Annotated in this window: 12 protein-coding genes; 7 read left to right on the forward strand and 5 right to left on the reverse strand. The window is 73.1% G+C overall.

Annotation, left to right across the window (positions count from 1 at the left end):
• Positions 1 to 35: 35 nt before the first annotated feature.
• Positions 36 to 773, reverse strand: coding sequence for a DUF4178 domain-containing protein (locus tag ACIPWA_RS19755; RefSeq protein WP_068625054.1), 738 nt, complete (start codon positions 771 to 773; stop codon positions 36 to 38).
• Positions 773 to 1,129: an S-adenosylmethionine decarboxylase family protein gene (locus tag ACIPWA_RS19760; RefSeq protein WP_056647356.1), complete on the reverse strand. Its 357-nt coding sequence runs from the start codon at positions 1,127 to 1,129 to the stop codon at positions 773 to 775. The genes ACIPWA_RS19755 and ACIPWA_RS19760 overlap by 1 nt, the downstream gene beginning before the upstream one ends.
• A gap of 285 nt (positions 1,130 to 1,414) precedes the next feature.
• On the opposite strand from ACIPWA_RS19760, the gene ACIPWA_RS19765 reads away from it, so the two are divergent.
• The 3 genes from ACIPWA_RS19765 to ACIPWA_RS19775 are packed head-to-tail and all read left to right on the forward strand — an operon-like array spanning position 1,415 to position 6,555.
• Positions 1,415 to 3,772, forward strand: coding sequence for a sulfatase-like hydrolase/transferase (locus ACIPWA_RS19765; RefSeq protein ID WP_400292318.1), 2,358 nt, complete (start codon positions 1,415 to 1,417; stop codon positions 3,770 to 3,772).
• A 3-nt stretch (positions 3,773 to 3,775) separates the two neighbouring features.
• On the forward strand, positions 3,776 to 4,771 hold the full coding sequence (locus ACIPWA_RS19770; RefSeq protein ID WP_400292319.1) for an HAD family hydrolase: 996 nt from the start codon (positions 3,776 to 3,778) through the stop codon (positions 4,769 to 4,771).
• Positions 4,768 to 6,555, forward strand: coding sequence for a SulP family inorganic anion transporter (locus ACIPWA_RS19775; protein WP_400292320.1), 1,788 nt, complete (start codon positions 4,768 to 4,770; stop codon positions 6,553 to 6,555). The genes ACIPWA_RS19770 and ACIPWA_RS19775 overlap by 4 nt, the downstream gene beginning before the upstream one ends.
• On the opposite strand, the gene ACIPWA_RS19780 is transcribed toward ACIPWA_RS19775, so the two are convergent.
• Positions 6,542 to 7,693, reverse strand: a complete 1,152-nt coding sequence (locus ACIPWA_RS19780; protein ID WP_400292321.1) for a serine hydrolase domain-containing protein — start codon at positions 7,691 to 7,693, stop codon at positions 6,542 to 6,544. The genes ACIPWA_RS19775 and ACIPWA_RS19780 overlap by 14 nt on opposite strands.
• A 77-nt stretch (positions 7,694 to 7,770) precedes the next feature.
• On the opposite strand from ACIPWA_RS19780, the gene ACIPWA_RS19785 reads away from it, so the two are divergent.
• Both ACIPWA_RS19785 and ACIPWA_RS19790 read left to right on the forward strand, forming a co-directional pair.
• Entirely contained in the window at positions 7,771 to 8,355 is a 585-nt protein-coding gene (locus tag ACIPWA_RS19785) for a sugar O-acetyltransferase (protein ID WP_400292322.1), read from the forward strand.
• A gap of 97 nt (positions 8,356 to 8,452) precedes the next feature.
• Entirely contained in the window at positions 8,453 to 9,454 is a 1,002-nt protein-coding gene (locus ACIPWA_RS19790; RefSeq protein ID WP_400292323.1) for an LLM class flavin-dependent oxidoreductase, read from the forward strand.
• A 531-nt stretch (positions 9,455 to 9,985) separates the two neighbouring features.
• Here the strand turns inward: ACIPWA_RS19790 and ACIPWA_RS19795 are convergent.
• Both ACIPWA_RS19795 and ACIPWA_RS19800 read right to left on the reverse strand, forming a co-directional pair.
• Positions 9,986 to 10,360, reverse strand: coding sequence for a UBP-type zinc finger domain-containing protein (locus ACIPWA_RS19795; RefSeq protein WP_056647374.1), 375 nt, complete (start codon positions 10,358 to 10,360; stop codon positions 9,986 to 9,988).
• Positions 10,357 to 11,046 (reverse strand): hypothetical protein, encoded by a 690-nt coding sequence (locus ACIPWA_RS19800; protein WP_400292324.1) that lies wholly within the window; start codon positions 11,044 to 11,046, stop codon positions 10,357 to 10,359. The genes ACIPWA_RS19795 and ACIPWA_RS19800 overlap by 4 nt, the downstream gene beginning before the upstream one ends.
• Positions 11,047 to 11,360: 314 nt before the next feature.
• Here ACIPWA_RS19800 and ACIPWA_RS19805 point away from each other — a divergent pair, with 314 nt between their 5' ends.
• Complete coding sequence (locus ACIPWA_RS19805) at positions 11,361 to 11,516, forward strand: hypothetical protein (RefSeq protein WP_157516402.1); 156 nt, start codon at positions 11,361 to 11,363, stop codon at positions 11,514 to 11,516.
• Between the two features lie 161 nt (positions 11,517 to 11,677).
• Positions 11,678 to 14,644: a helix-turn-helix transcriptional regulator gene (locus tag ACIPWA_RS19810; RefSeq protein ID WP_400292325.1), complete on the forward strand. Its 2,967-nt coding sequence runs from the start codon at positions 11,678 to 11,680 to the stop codon at positions 14,642 to 14,644.
• Position 14,645 lies beyond the last annotated feature (1 nt).

The following is a 14,645-nucleotide window of genomic DNA, read 5'->3' on the forward strand; positions in this document are numbered from 1 at the left end:
CGGCGCGCTCTGGGCCGGACGGTCTGCGGGCCGGGCTACTTGCCGAGGCCGCCACCGCCGCCGCCGTAGACCGAGCGGCGGTAGCAGGTCTGGTCGTCGTCCTGGGAGACGACCTGGTCCGACGGCGCGGCCTGCTCGACGGAACGCGGCGTGCAGTAGGTGTCGTTGCGCGGGCCGCACGAGCTGAAGAGCATCGTCGCGAGGACCCCGATCACGAGGAACGCGCCGACGAGCTTGACCGACACGTTCCGCGGCGCGATGCGCTTGCCGAAGTGGGCCTTCTGCCCCGCGACGTCCAGGACGGTGCCGTGATAGAGGTCGATGATGCGGTCGTCGAACTTCTCGAGCGAGAGCACCATGTCGTTCGTCCGCAGCTCGGCGTAGGCGACGGGCTGCCCGATCGACAGGTCGTACGTGAACGACCCGTCGAGCGACCGGATGGTCCCGACGCCCGCCTCGGTGACCGTGGTCCGGTAGGTCCGGCCGCTCAGCGTGACGTTGACGACCTGCCCCTTGCGCAGGCGCGAGGGGTCGAGGCGCTCGGCGCTCTCGGCCGGGCGGTAGAGGGTCACGGCCTTGGTGTAGTGGTCGTACTCGACCCAGAAGTCGAGGTTCTCGTACCCGAGGACCTCCCACTCCTCCCAGTAGTACGTGACGCCGTCGCTGGGGTCCTGCTCGCCGTAGACGACGACGCCCTGCGGCAGCGAGCGCCACGGCGGCGCGCCGATCAGGTGCTTGCCGAGCGTCATGCGCGCCTTGGGCCGGGGCGCCATCAGAGGAGGGTCCGGACGGTCACGCCGGCGGCGGAGAAGGTCTCGCGCAGCAGGCTGCGCGTCTCCTCCTCGAAGCTGCCCGACGACGGAGCGCGGCACGTCGTGAGGGTCAGGTAGGCGGTGCCTTCCTCGGGCCACGTGTGGACCGCGAGGTGGGACTCGGCCAGGAGCGTCGCCATGCTGAACCCCTGCGGGGCGAACCGGTGCGAGGTCTCGCCGAGCGGGGTCAGCCCTGCACGGTCGACGACCTGGGCGATACAGGTGCGGACGGTCGTCTCGTCGTCCAGGAGGGCGGGGTCGCCTCCGGAGACGTCGAAGACGTAGACGAGGTTGCGGTTGACCTGATCGGTCGGCACGTGATCTCCCTGGGCTGCGGCTGGCCGGGTCACGCTAGCGGACGCCCGACCTTCCCGAAAAATGCGGACGGCCCCTGGGACGCGAGTTCACCCGGGCCGCTCGCCGAGCGCGCCCGGGCGTCCCGGCCTAGCGTGTGTGACCGGGGCCTCGGCACGGATGCCGGAGCCCTCTGCACGTCCGCTCCAGCAGTACCTCGACGTACCGCACGACCCGACCACCCGGTCCGGTGCACGGCGCCGCCTGCCGTCCCCCGGACCAGCGACGGCGACCCCGGAGGACATGACATGACACAGGACGCACGGCAGCGCGGCGCTCTTCCCATCCCGGACCTGGCCTACACGGGGACGGTGACGTACGACGCGACCGACCCGGACACGCACTACCCGCCCATCGAGCGGCTCCTGCCTCCGGAGGGCGCGCCCAACGTCCTGGTCGTGCTGATCGACGACACCGGGTTCGGCGCGTCGAGCGCGTTCGGTGGCCCGGTCCAGACCCCGAGCTTCGAGCGGGTCGCCGCACAGGGGTTGAAGTACACGCGCTTCCACACCACGGCGCTCTGCTCCCCCACCCGGGCCGCGCTGCTGTCCGGCCGCAACCACCACTCCGTCGGGATGGGCGGTATCACCGAGATCGCCACGAGCGCGCCCGGGTACAGCTCGCTGCGACCCAACAGCTGCGCACCGCTGGCCGAGACCCTGAAGCTCAACGGCTACAGCACCGCCCAGTTCGGCAAGTGCCACGAGGTTCCCGTGTGGGAGGCGAGCGCCGTCGGGCCGTTCGACCACTGGCCGCACCCGGGCGGCGGGTTCGAGTACTTCTACGGGTTCATCGGCGGCGAGACGAACCAGTGGTACCCGGCGATCTACGAGAACACCTCGCCGGTCGAGCCGTGGGGGACGCCCGAGGACGGCTACCACTTCATGGCCGACATGACCGACAAGGCGATCGACTGGACGCGCCAGCAGAAGTCGCTGGCCCCGGACAAGCCGTTCTTCACGTACTTCGCGCCGGGCGCGACGCACGCCCCGCACCACGTGCCCACCGAGTGGTCGGACAGGTACAAGGGCGCGTTCGACCAGGGGTGGGACGCGGTGCGCGAGGAGACCTTCGCGCGGCAGAAGGAGCTGGGCGTGATCCCGCAGGACGCGGTGCTGACCGCGCGCAGCCCCGGCATCCCGGCCTGGGACGAGATGAGCGAGACCATCAAGCCCGCGCTCGCCCGGCAGATGGAGGTCTACGCGGGCTTCCTCGCCTACGCGGACCACCACGTCGGCAGGCTGCTGGATGCCCTCGAAGACATGGGCGAGCTCGACGACACGCTGGTCTACGTCATCATCGGCGACAACGGCGCGTCGGCCGAGGGGTCGATGCACGGGACGACGAACGAGGGCTTCACGATCAACCACATGAACGACATCGAGACCGAGGAGTACGTCGCCGAGCACATCGACGACATCGGGACCCCTCGCTCGTACAACCACTACGCGGTGGGCTGGGCGCACGCCATGGACACGCCCTACCAGTGGACCAAGCAGGTCGCGAGCCACTGGGGCGGGACGCGCAACGGCACGATCGTGAGCTGGCCGAACGGAGGCGTCGAGAAGGGCGGGATCCGGAACCAGTTCGCGCACGTGATCGACGTCGCGCCCACGGTCCTGGCTGCGGCGGGCATCCCCGAGCCCTCGACGGTCCACGGCGTGACGCAGCGCCCCTACGAGGGCACGGCCATGAACTACACGTTCGACGACGCGGCCGCGCCCGAGCAGCACGTGACCCAGTACTTCGAGATGGTGGGCAACCGGGCCATCTTCCACAAGGGCTGGACCGCCGTCGCCAAGCACAAGGACCCGTGGTTGGGTTCCGACCACGGGCTCGACGAGGACCGGTGGGAGCTGTACGACGTCGAGACCGACTGGACCCAGTCGCAAGACCTCGCCGCTGAGCAGCCCGAGAAGCTCGCCGAGCTCCAGCGCCTGTTCCTCATCCAGGCCGCGCGCTTCAACGTGCTGCCGCTCGACATCCGCACGGCCGAGCGGTTCAACCCCGACCTGGCTGGGCGCCCGTCGCTCATCACGGCGCAGAGCCAGACGCTCTACCGGGGCATGCGGCGGCTGAGCGAGAACTCGGCCATCAACATCAAGAACAAGTCGTTCACGGTCACCGCGAAGGTCGAGGTCCCCGAGACCGGCGCCGAGGGGGTCCTCATCGCCCAGGGCGGGGCGTACGGCGGCTGGTCGTTCTACGTGACGGAGGGCAGGCTCGCGTTCGCGTACAACCTGCTCGGCATCCACACGGACGTCGTGCGCTCCGGGTCCCCGGTCCCGGCTGGCGAGCAGGAGCTCCGCGTGCACTTCGCGTACGACGGCGGAGGTCTCGGCAAGGGGGGTGACGTCACCCTGTTCGTGGGCGAGCAGCAGATCGGCGCGGGCCGCGTCGAGCGCACGATCCCCTTCCAGTTCACGTTCGACGAGACCGTCGACGTGGGCCAGGACCTGGCCTCGCCCGTCTCGAGCGACTACGGCCCCACGGGCAACGAGTTCACGGGGACGATCGACCGTGTGCGGATCGACCTCGGCGACGACGACCACAGCCACCTCATCAGCGACGAGCACAAGTTCGACGTCGCGATGATGAAGCAGTAGCCAGTGCCCGGCCCCCTGCCGTCCTGGGTCGGCGGCGGCGCGCGCGAGGCGATCCTTCGCTTCGTCGATCGCGTCGCCGTCGGTCCCGACGCACTGCCCCCGGCCGAGCGCGTCGCGGTCTTCGACAACGACGGCACCCTGTGGACCGAGAAGCCCATGCCGGTCCAGCTGCACTTCCTCGTCGAGCAGTGGGCCCGGGCCGCCGCCGCCGACCCGGCCCTGGCCGAGCACCAGCCCTACCGTGCGGCCGCGAGCGGGGACCTGTCCTGGCTGGGGAACGCGGTCGACAAGCACTACGCGGGCGACGACTCGGACCTCGGAGTGCTGATCAAGGCCGTCGTGGCTGCCCAGGCCGGGCGGTCGGTCGGGACCTACGCGGACGCGGTCCGGACCTTCCTCGACGAGGCCACGCACCCGGCGCTGGGCACCCCGTACCGGTTCGCGACGTACCAGCCCATGCGCGAGCTGCTGGACCACCTGCGCGACCACGGGTTCTCGACCTACATCACCTCGGGCGGCGACCGCGACTTCATGCGGCCGTTCACCGAGGACTACTACGGCGTGACCCCCGAGCAGGTCGTGGGGTCCAGCCTGGGTCTGACGTACGACGAGGAGACGGGCGACGTGGTCTACGGCTCGTCGTTCTCGTTCATGGACGACGGGCCGGAGAAGCCCGTGCGGATCTGGAGCCGGGTCGGGCGGCGGCCCGTGCTCGCGGTCGGCAACTCGAACGGCGACCTGCCCATGCTCGGGTATGCGGCCGCGCACCCGGACGGCATGGCGGTCCTGATCCACCACGACGACCCGCACCGCGGCGACCTGCCGTACGACACGGGTGCGGAGCAGGCGCTCGCCGTCGCCGCGGACAAGGGCTGGACCGTGGTGAGCGTGCGCGACGACTGGTCGCAGGTGTTCCCCGTCCCGTCGACCGACCCCCTGGGCCGGTCGACGGGCGGTGCCCCGCGAGCCGTCGCGCAGGACGGGGCGGAGGCTCCGTGACGTCGACGCCCGCAGCGCCACGGCCCACGCGCTCGAGGACGCTCGGCGTCGACCTCTTCCCCACGCTGCGGGGGTACCGCGCGGCCTGGCTGCGCCGCGACGTCGTGGGCGGGCTCTCGGCGGGCGCCGTCGTCGTGCCGCAGGCCATGGCCTACGCGACCATCGCGGACCTGCCCGTGAGCTTCGGCCTGTACACGTGCATGGTCCCGCTCGTCGTGTACGCGCTGCTCGGCGGGTCACGCGCCCTGAGCATGAGCACGACGTCGACGATCGCGACGCTGTCGGCCTCGACGCTGCTCGCGGCCGGGGTCGCGGCCGGTGCCGAGGACCCGGCCCGCGCGGTGTCCACGCTCACGCTCCTCGTCGGCGCCCTGCTGCTCCTCACCCGGGTCCTGCGCCTCGGGTCGCTCGTCGAGAACATCTCGCAGGCCACGCTCGTGGGGATCAAGGCCGGGGTGGGCGCGACGGTCGCTGCGGCCCAGCTCCCGCACCTGCTCGGGGTGCCCGCCGACCCCGACGCGACCGGCTTCTTCCGTGTCGTGGGGTCCGCGCTCGGCCGGCTCGACCAGGCCGTGCCCGCGACGGTCGTGCTCTCGGTCGGGAGCATCGCGGTCCTCGTGCTGCTCGGCCGCCTCGCTCCGAGGGTGCCGGCGCCGCTGGTCGTGGTGGCCGCGGGCATCCTGCTCGTGGCCTTCGCGGGGCTCACCGACCACGGCGTCGCGGTCATCGAGCCGGTCCCGCCGGGGCTGCCGCTGCCCGTCCTGCCGGACCTGTCGCTCGTCGGCTCGATGCTCGCGGGGGCGAGCGCGATCGCGATCATGGCGTTCCTCGAGACCGTCGCGGTGGGCCGCGGGGTGCGCCGGCCCGACGAGCCGCAGATCTCGCCCGACCAGGAGCTCCTGGCCAACGGCGTCGCGGCGGTCGTCGGGGCGTTCTTCCGGGCCATGCCGCCCGCGGGCGGGTTCTCGCAGACCGCGGTCAGCCTGCGCGCGGGGGCGCGCACCCAGGCCGCGGGGCTCGTGACCGCGGCCCTCGCCGTCCTGGTCGCGCTGTTCCTTGCCCCCGTGCTCGACGACCTGCCGCAGGCGACGCTCGGCGCGATGGTCGTCGTCGCGACCGTGAGCCTCATCAAGGTCGGGGACTTCGTGGTCCTGTGGCGGATCAACAGGGTCGAGTTCGCGGTCGCGGTGGTCACGACGGGGATCGGGCTCGTCGCGGGACTGCTGCCCGCGGTCGGCGTCGGCGTCGGTCTCACGCTGCTGCTCGTGCTGCGCGAGCTCGACCGGCCGCGCGTCGTGCCGCTGGTCCGCGCTCCCGAGGGCGGTTGGGCGCCTGTGGACCGTGGATCGGCTGCGGGGGACGACTCCGCGGAGGACGCGGCCGTGGCCCGCGAGGTCGCGCGCGAGGCGGCGCTCGAGTCGGGCGTCGCGCCCGGCGTCCTGGTCCTGCACCTCGACGCGGGGCTCTACACCGCGAACACCCGGCCCACGGTCGAGCGCGTCCTCGCCCTGGCCCGTGCCAGCAGCCCGACGCCGCGCGCCGTCGTGCTGGAGTCGGGGGCCCAGCGCGGCGTCACGTCGACCGTGCTCGACGGTCTCGCGGACCTCGACCGGCAGCTCGCCGGGATCGGCTGCACGCTCCTGCTCGCACGGGTCCCCCGCGCGACGACCGACCGCGCCATGGCTTCGCCCTGGTTCGCCGCGCTCGTGGCCGACGGGCGGCTCCTGCCGAGCGTCGACGCGGCGGTCGACGCGGTCCAGACCCTGCCGGCTACGCCCCGGTGATCAGCGCGTCGAGGCGCCTGATCGGGCCCCAGGCGCCGTCCTCGCTGTTGGACACGACCACGAGCGTCACGCCGGGCTCGCCGTCTCGCCCGGGATAGTGCCGCACGATCGCGCTCGACCCCGTGTTGATCCCGTCCTTGGAGAACGACCGGACCGTCCCGTCCGCCGTCACCTCGATCTCGAGGCCGAACGCGAAGTGCACGGCCGCCGTCTGCCCCGGCCCGGCACCCTCTATCTCGTGGTGCAGGACCTGCGGGGTCAGGAACGCCTGGGTCAGGTCGGGTGGCAGGAGCTCGCCCGCGCGGACGGCGTCGAGGAAGCGGACGAGATCGGCCGCGGTGACGTGCGCGCCGCCGTCGGGCGAGCCGATGGGCGGGTAGCTGTAGATGTTCTGCCGCCAGCCCACGATCGGGGGTGCGTCGCGCTCCCCGGCGTGGGCACCGTCGTCGGGCGCGCCGTCGTCGGGCACGGGAGCGCGGACGGGCTCCCAGCCCTCCGCGACGTCCGGCACCGCCTCCCGCATGTCGAAGAAGCCCGACGACGTCATGCCCGCCCGCGCGAAGACGTGCTCGCGGACGTAGTCGCGGTAGGTGAGGCCGGTGGCGTGCTCGAGAGCCAGGCCCGCCAGTACGTAGCCGACGTTGCAGTAGCGGCACTCCTCGCCCACAGGGAACGTCGGGGTCTTGTGGACGAACTGCGGCAGGAAGTCCGCGGTCCGGGTGACCGAGTAGCTCGGCTTGTCGACCCACAGGGCCTCGTAGGACTCGCCGGCCTCCTCGTCGGCGTCGTCCGCGATGCCCGAGGTGTGCGAGAGCAGGTGCCGTAGCGTCACCTCGCGCGGGATGAGGGTCCCGTCGAGGTCGACGACGTCATGGATCGAGGCGTCCAGGTCGAGCGTCCCCGCGGCGACCTGCTGGAGGACCGCGACCGACGTGAAGAGCTTGGTCACCGAGGCGACGTCGAAGCGCGTCGAGGCCTTGACGGGGACGCCCCAGCGCCGCGAGGCCAGGCCGTAGGCCCCCTCGAAGAGCGTCCTGCCGTCCTGGGACACGAGCACGCCCCCCGAGAACTCGTCCCGCGCCGCCGCGTGCCGGAGGTGGTCGTCGAGCGCGGAGAAGGCCGCGGGGGTAAGGGTCATGCCCTCGACGGTAGGCCCGCCGGGCAGGGGCGGGCCAGGGCAATTCCTGCTCCTTCGAGGCGTGGCAGGATCGAAGGATGGACCTCGAGGACTTTCTGGACCACGTGAACCGCGGCGAGCTCATCGAGGGCGGGTCCGAGCAGCACGCCTTCATGCACGGGACGGCCCAGGAGGCGTTGCAGGTCGTCGCCGACCTCAACTCCGGGTACCGCACTCCGGACGAGGTGCGCGCGCTGCTCTCCCGGCTGACGGGGGTCGTCGTCGACGAGTCGGTCACGGTCTTCCCGCCGTTCTACTGCGAGTTCGGCAAGAACCTGACCCTGGGCAAGGACGTGTTCCTCAACAGCGGCTGCCGCTTCCAGGACACCGGGGGCATCACGATCGGCGACGGGACCCTCGTCGGGCACGGGTGCACCCTGACGACCCTGAACCATGCCGTCGACCCCGCCCGCCGGGCGGACATGATGCCGTCGCCCATCAGGATCGGGCGCAAGGTCTGGCTCGGGGCCGCGGTCACGGTGATCCCCGGTGTGACGATCGGTGACGGTGCGATCGTCGGCGCCGGGGCGGTCGTGACGAAGGACGTCCCGGCCGACACGATCGTCGCGGGGGTTCCCGCGAGGATCCTGCGCACCACCGGTTTCGACGCTTCGCTCGACTGACGGAGTGCCCGCGCACGGCGGGGTGCGACGACTCCCCCGCTTGGCTCGTCGCCCCCTGACCCCACCAAGGAACCGAACCGTTCGAAGGAGAACCACGATGCCCCGTCCACGCCTCGGCGTGATCGTCCCGCGCGACCTGCCGATCGCCGACCTGCTCCCGTTCGCCCTGCGTGCCGAGGAGATCGGCCTCGACGAGATCTGGGTGGTCGAGGACTGCTTCTTCCGGGGCGGGATCGCGCAGGCCGCGACGATCCTGGCTCGGACGCAGGCGATCCACGTGGGCATCGGCATCCTGCCGGCCGCTGTCCGCAGCCCGGCCATGACGGCGCTCGAGGCGGGGACGCTCGCCGAGCTCCATCCCGGGCGGCTGCTGCTGGGGATCGGGCACGGGATGCCCGAGTGGATGCGCCAGATCGGCGTGTGGCCCAAGAGCCCGTTGACGCTGCTCGAGGAGACCACGGGCGCGGTCCGCGCCCTCCTGCACGGCGAGCGGCTCAGCGTCGACGGACGCTACGTACATCTCGATGACGTTGCGTTGTACAGCCCTCCGGCCGTCGCACCGCCCGTCCTCAACGGGGTGCGCGGACCTCGATCGTTGGAGGTCGCCGGCCGCGTCGCCGACGGCACGATCCTCGACATGCCCGTGACCCCCGAGTACCTGGGGACGGTCCGCGCGGCGGTCGAGCGCGGCCGGGCCTCGGCGGGGACGAGCGCCCCGCCCGAGCACACCCTCGTCGCGTTCAGCCTCGCCGTGGTGCACGACGACGTCGCGACGGCCCGCGAGATCGTCCGGCCCGCGCTGGCCACGTTCGGCGCCGCGGACTGGACCGCGCAGATCGACCCGCTCCCGTTCGCGGCAGCGTTCCGGGAACTGCGCGACTCGACGCCGACACCGCAGGAGTTCTCCCGGGCTCTGCCCGACGAGTGGGTCGACCAGCTCGCGATCGTCGGGCCCCCCGACGTGGTCCGGGCGCGGCTTTCCGCGCTCGGGGCCAACGGGGTCAGCAGCGTGGTCGTGGTGCCGACGAGCCCCGACCCGGCCCGGCCCGACGACCCCTTCGCGGCGCTCGACGCGCTGGCACGGGTGGTCCGGGACTGAGCGTCCCGGCGGGCCCCCAGCGCGCCGAGAAGTGGGGTGTGGGGCCCGGGGCCCGCGGGGGGGGGGGGGGCCCCGACCGGTTGGGGGGGGCCGGCGGGGCCGCCCCCGGCCCCCCGCCCCCGCCCGCCCCGGGCGGGGGGGGGGGCTCGCCGCGGCCCGGGCGGCCCCCCCCCCGCCCTTTGTGGGCTGTCGCCCCCCCGGCGGCGCCGCGCCCGGGCCCCACACCCCACTTCTCGGCGGAACCGGCGCGGCACGCCCGGTCCCCGCGACGCCGCCGGAACTCGTCGAGGAGCTCGGCCACGCCGTCGTCGGGCTGGAGATAGCCCACCGGTGTCCCGTGCTCGTCGGTCTGCTGGAGATCGATCCCGAACAGCTCTTCGAGGGCCCAGAGCGAGACGTCGTCCCAGTCGAGGCTGTCGTCGGTGTACCACCGCCCGGCCCATCGATCGGCCTCGTCGCGGGTCATGGACCCGTCGACCAGTCCCACGAGCCGAGCCTCGATCTCGTCGAGGCCGGGCTGTCGCTCACGGCTCAATGGATCAGTTCTCGCCAGTTCGCGGGCACGCGGCTCGCGGGCCCCGGGGTCGTCTGGTCCTCGGGGTGCGCGAGCGGGGGCGCGAGCTCGGGCCCGTCGAACGCCTGCGCCGTCACGTAGTCCCAGTACCAGTCCTCGCCCGGCTCGTAGCTGCGCATGAGCCGGTGCCCGGTCTGGGCGAAGTGCGCGGTCGCGTGCTGCGACGGAGACGTGTCGCAGCACCCCACGTGGCCGCACTCCGCGCACCGACGCAGGTGCACCCACCAGCCCGCGGCTTGCTCGCACTCGGCGCACCCAGGACCGCTCGGCGGCACCGTCAGGTCGAGGGACTCCTCGAGGCTGGGCGGGCCGCCGCTCTCGGCCGCCGTCACACCTGGGCCCCGACGCTCCGGACGACCGGCTCCCAGTCCTTGGGGTCGAGGGGCTCGGCGGGCTCTGCGGCCGCCCATCCGCGTGCGGCCTCGATCGTCGACGAGAGCAGCTCGTAGAGCGCGTCGTCGGCGTCCCGGGACCCGGCCTCGGCGATGCCCTGGACGGCTGCCGCGACGATGCTCGGCGCCGCGTCACGGGCGAACCGCGCGGGGCGCAGGCGCGACCCCTTGCAGAACGACTCGGCCCACGCCGCGGTGCGCGGCACCTTCTCCAGCGCCTCGACCGAGGCCTGCGTCCGGGTGCCGGGCTCGCGGTCCTCGAGCTGGTCGAGCATGCGCTCGCCCGCGATGATCGCGACAGCGAGGACGTCCTGGCGGTCGCTCGGGGCGACGGGCAGGGCGGTCTGCGCGGCACCCAGGGCGATCCACACGCTCCAGCGCGGGTCGTCGCTGCGCAGCCCGATCACGGACGGGATGAGCAGGGCCAGGCGGGGCCGGGCCGTGTCGCTCGTGAGGTCGTTGACCGCTCGCGCGAGCATCGCGACGAGCGGGTGCGTGCACTGGGGGTGGTCGCTCCAGCGTTCGCCGGCCAGGTACGACGCGAGCTCCATGAAGCACGCGCCCTTCTTCGGGTTGCGGTGCTTGCCGCGTCCTAGCATCGGTAGCACGTCGTACGTCGATGTCACGAGGGCACCTCCATCAAGGGGTCCGGTCCATTCCAGTCTGCGACCGCCTCCCGGAGTTGGCAACGGGTGGGCACCTCCTCCCGGACGGCCCGACAGCGGAGCGCCCGTCAAGCGGCTCGGCTCGCCCCCTGCGGGGCGCGGGCACATCGTCCCGAACCCCCCTAAGGCACCTCAGACCACCTCAGGTGAGATACGCCGTCGGGCCTGAGGTGGTGCGTGCCGAGAACCTGCCCGGTCGACCGATACGCCGTCTCGCGCCTCAGCACCAGAGTGAGGGTCAGGCGGACGCCAGGTCTGCCGGAACGGGGAGCATCATGAACGAGTTCAACGGCCCGTCTCTCGAGACGGACTTCCGCTACCACCAGCAGCTGGTCCGTGCGGACTTCGCGCCCGGGGAGAACGTCCTCCTGCGGTGGCTCCGCAGCCACGTCGGCAGTCAGCACGCGAGCACCACGGGTCAGGGCGGATGACGGAGCCCTCCTCCGGACGGGTGAGCCGGGGACGACGACCGCCCTCGGCACCACCCAGCACACCGTTCGCGGACGGTCCGGAGGAGGACTTGGTCACACCGGGTGCGGAGTATCAGGAAACTTCGTGGCAGCCGTCTGTGGCCACTGCAAGGATGGGCCGTATGCCGCGCCCCTCCCAGGCTCATTTCGTCGCAAGACAGCACCAGCTCGACGTGATCGCCGCAGCGGTGAGCCGCGCTGCCGCCGGGGACCCGGGCGCGATCCTGCTCGGAGCCGACGCCGGGGTCGGCAAGTCACGCCTCCTCGTCCGGGCCGCGGAGCTCGCGCGCGAGGCCGGGGCGACCGTGGTCGTGAGCCACTGCGTGGACCTGGGCGACGTCGGGCTCCCCTACCTGCCGTTCACCGAGGCGCTGTCCGAGCTCCGCGCGGCGCACGAGGTCGTCGACCGGACCATCGACGGGCGCCCCGCGCTGGGACGGCTCCTCGACGCGGGCCCCTCGGCCCTCGAGGGCAACGGCGAGGACCAGGCCGGGCGCCTCCAGCTCTTCGAGGCCATCACCGCCGCGATCACTGCCCCCGGGCGCCCCGGGGCGCCCCTCGTCCTCGTGATCGAGGACCTGCACTGGGCCGACCCGTCGACGCGCGACGTCCTGCGCTTCGTCCTCGCCCGGCTGCGCGCCGAGCACCTGCTCGTGGTCGCGAGCTACCGCGCCGACGACCTCCATCGCCGCCATCCCCTGCGCCCCGTGCTCGCCGAGCTGCGCCGGCACCCGCGCGTCGAGCACCTCGACCTGGCCCCGTTCACGCCCGCCGAGCTGAGGCAGTTCACGACCGCGGTCGCCGGCAAGGTCCTGCCCAAGCACGACTTCGAACGGGTCATGAAGAGGTCGGAGGGCAACGCCTATTTCGCCGAGGAGCTCGTCGAAGCCGGGCCCCAGGCCGACGCCCTGCCCTGGTCCCTCGCCGACGTGCTGCACGCCCGCCTCGAACAGCTCGAGCCCGACGTCCAGCAGCTCGCCCGCATCGCGTCGCTCTCCGGGCGCGTGGTCGCCGAGCCGCTGCTGCGGGCCGTCGTCGGGCAGGACCTGGGCGTGTTCTCGCTCGGCGGGCTGCGCACGCCAGGGACCCCCGCCACCCGCGCTGCGTGCGACCAGGCGTTCGACGCGACGCTCCGCGAGGCCGTGGCCCACCACGTGCTGACGATCGAGTCGGGCCGCATCGCCTTCCGCCACGCCCTGCTGGCCGAGGCCATCTCGGCCGACCTCCTGCCCGGAGAGCTCGCCGCGCTGCACCGCGCCTACCTCGCAGCCCTGACCGAGGACCCGTCGCTGGGCTCGCCCGCGCAGCGGGCCCACCACGCTCTCTCGGCCCACGAGACCACGACCGCCCTGGTCGCCTCGCGCGAGGCCGCCCGCCGAGCGGCGCGCGTCCTGGCCCCCGCCGAGGAGCTGCGGCACCTCGAGCAGGTGCTGCGCCTGTGGGACGCGGTCCCCGACGCCGCGGAGCTTCTGGGCGAGGACCGTGTCGACGTGGCCGTCGCGGCAGCGGCCGCGGCGAGCCGCGCAGGCGAGCCGGACCGAGCGGTCGCGATCGCCCGCAAGGTCGTCGAGTCGACCGCGGGCGACCCGCTGCGCCAGGCCTCGCTGCGCCACGTGCTCTCGCTGCACCTGCTGGGGATCGAGCGTGTCGAGGAGGTCATCGAGCACACGGCCGCTGCGCTCGAGGTCCTGCCGACCGAGCCCCCGTCGCGCGACCGGGCCTGGACCCTCGCCACGCGCGCCCGCGCCGCGATGAACCTGGACCGCGTCGACATGGACGTCGTCGCGCAGGAGACGGCCGAGGAGGCCATCGCGGTCGCCCGGGCGATCGACGCCCCCGACGTCGAGGCCGACGCGCTCACCACGCTCGCGGTCCTCGAGGTCGACGACGCGGACCGCGCGGCCTCGCTCCTCGCGACGGCCCGCGAGCGCGCACAGGCCGCGGGCGACCTCCTGACCGAGATGCGGTGCTGGTACAACATCGCGGCCAACCGGTACTACTCGGGCGACCTGGACCAGGCTCTCGTCGAGGCGCACACGGGCCTCGAGCACGCGGTCGCCGCGGGCCTCGGATGGAACGGGTACGGGGTCGAGCTGCGCCTGTTCGGCGAGCTCGTCCGGTACGCGACAGGCGACCTGCGCCCACCGCCGTCGGCGCCCGAACCACCGCCGCCCAGCGCGGTCGCCGCGCTCGCCGCGGTCCAGCTCTACGCGGCCGTCGCCCGAGGCGACGAGGACGTGATCGAGCGCGCCCGTGGGCTCCGCCCCGAGTGGCAGCGCGACGGGCAGATCGCTCTCATCGCGGGCGGCTGCATGATCGACGCGCTCGTCTGGTCGGCGCACCGCGACGAGGCCCTGACGCTCGCGCAGGAGCTCATCGGCTACCTGGGGCGCACCTGGAGCGACTACTTCCTGGGCCGGATCTGGATCTCGGCCCTCGCCCTGGCCGCGCTGGCCGACGCCGCGGAGGCGCGCAGGCTCGTCGGAGCCACCACGGCGGACCTGCAGTCGCACGGCGACGCGCTGCTCGCGGAGGCCGAGACCACGGCGCTGCGCGGTCGGCCGCGCGGGGGCCGCCTCGGACCCGAGGGGGTCGCGTGGCTCGTGCGGGCCCGGGCGGAGCACAGCCGTCTCACGGGGACCGACGACCCGACGCTCTGGGCAGAGGCGACCAGCGCGTTCGACTACGGCTACCGCTACGAGGCCACCCGGTCCCGCTGGCGGTGGGCGCAGGCGCTGCTCGGCGTGGGCGACCGCGAGGAGGCCGCGACCCAGGCCGGTCAGGCACTCGAGGACGCCGAGGACATGGGCGCCGGGCCGCTCACGAGCGCCCTGCGCGACCTGGCACGCCGCGGGCGCCTGGACCTTCCGGGGCTGCGTCGTGGAGCCGTGTCCGTCCTGACCGACCGCGAGGAGGAGGTCCTGCTGCTGGTCGCCCAGGGCCTCACCAACCGGCAGATCGGCGAGCGCCTCTTCATCAGCGGCAAGACCGTGAGCGTCCACGTCTCGAACGTGCTCGCCAAGCTCGGGGCGTCGGGGCGCACCGAGGCCGTCTCGATCGCCCACCAGCGAGGGCTGATCGAGGTCTGAC

The organism is Oerskovia enterophila (assembly GCF_044748475.1).
Taxonomy (GTDB): domain Bacteria; phylum Actinomycetota; class Actinomycetes; order Actinomycetales; family Cellulomonadaceae; genus Oerskovia; species Oerskovia enterophila.

Excerpts from the sequence above, each read along its gene's own strand:
- ACIPWA_RS19785 (WP_400292322.1), top strand. The coding sequence starts at position 7,771 with ATGGACCTCGAGGACTTTCTGGACCACGTGAACCGCGGCGAGCTCATC.
- ACIPWA_RS19805 (WP_157516402.1), top strand. The coding sequence starts at position 11,361 with ATGAACGAGTTCAACGGCCCGTCTCTCGAGACGGACTTCCGCTACCAC.
- ACIPWA_RS19755 (WP_068625054.1), bottom strand. The coding sequence starts at position 773 with ATGGCGCCCCGGCCCAAGGCGCGCATGACGCTCGGCAAGCACCTGATC.
- ACIPWA_RS19765 (WP_400292318.1), top strand. The coding sequence starts at position 1,415 with ATGACACAGGACGCACGGCAGCGCGGCGCTCTTCCCATCCCGGACCTG.
- ACIPWA_RS19780 (WP_400292321.1), bottom strand. The coding sequence starts at position 7,693 with ATGACCCTTACCCCCGCGGCCTTCTCCGCGCTCGACGACCACCTCCGG.
- ACIPWA_RS19810 (WP_400292325.1), top strand. The coding sequence starts at position 11,678 with ATGCCGCGCCCCTCCCAGGCTCATTTCGTCGCAAGACAGCACCAGCTC.
- ACIPWA_RS19790 (WP_400292323.1), top strand. The coding sequence starts at position 8,453 with ATGCCCCGTCCACGCCTCGGCGTGATCGTCCCGCGCGACCTGCCGATC.